This window comes from Streptomyces flavovariabilis, assembly GCF_000725785.1.
Taxonomy (GTDB): domain Bacteria; phylum Actinomycetota; class Actinomycetes; order Streptomycetales; family Streptomycetaceae; genus Streptomyces; species Streptomyces hawaiiensis.
In genome coordinates this window covers 1-829 of record NZ_JNXD01000089.1, presented here as the reverse complement: position 1 = coordinate 829, position 829 = coordinate 1, and the positions used below count along the sequence as shown (strand labels likewise).

At 69.8% G+C, this 829-nt stretch carries 1 protein-coding gene; it reads right to left on the bottom strand.

Annotated elements, in window-relative coordinates; all coding sequences use genetic code 11:
- A partial coding sequence (locus tag IO24_RS41780; protein ID WP_279627369.1) for a condensation domain-containing protein occupies positions 1–829 on the bottom strand: 829 nt, incomplete at both ends.

Sequence of the window (829 nt, the reverse complement as noted above, 5' to 3'; positions counted from 1 at the left end):
GCCGATGGGGATGTCCGTCCCGGCGCCGAGGCGGTGCAGCAGCACACCCACAGCGGCCTGCAACACCATGAACACCGTCGTCTGCCGCGAACGGGCAAGCCCGATCAGCGCCCGGTGGAGCTCGGCGTCGATCTGCACCGGCACCGAAGCGCCGGGTGGGGAGGTCGATGCGGTCGGGGAGGCCGGCCAGGGTGCTCTTCCAGTAACCGGCTTGGGCGGTGAGGAGGCTGTCGGGGTTGGTGTCGTCGCCGAGAAGTTGGTGTTGCCAGAGGGTGTAGTCGGCGTACTGGACCGGCAACGGCTCCCATGCCGGAGCCCGACCTGCACACCGGGCCGCGTAAGCCGTGCTCAGATCGCGGGCGAGGGGGCCCATCGACCAGCCGTCCCCGGCGATGTGGTGGATCACCAGGACCAGCACATGCTCGTCCGAGGCGTCGCCTACGGTGAACAGCGCGGTGCGGATGGGCAGTTCCGTCGCGAGGTCGAAGGAATGCCGCACCGTGCGGTCCACGGCATCGGCCAACTCCGCCTCGGTGAGAGTGGCCGCCTCCACCAGCCCCGCCAGCGCGGCGACCGTCGGAGCCGAGAACAGATCCCGGATCGCCAGCTCCGCTCCCAGTACCCCACGGATCCGGCCGATCAGACGCATCGCCAGCAGCGAATGCCCGCCCAGCTCGAAGAACCCGTCGTCCACCCCCACCTGATCCACACCCAGGACCTCGGCGAACAACCCCGCCAGAATCTCCTGACGCGCATCACGCGGGGCCCCCGACGCAACGGAGGAACCGCTGTAGTCCGGCGCGGGCAGCGCCTTACGGTCCAGCTTCCC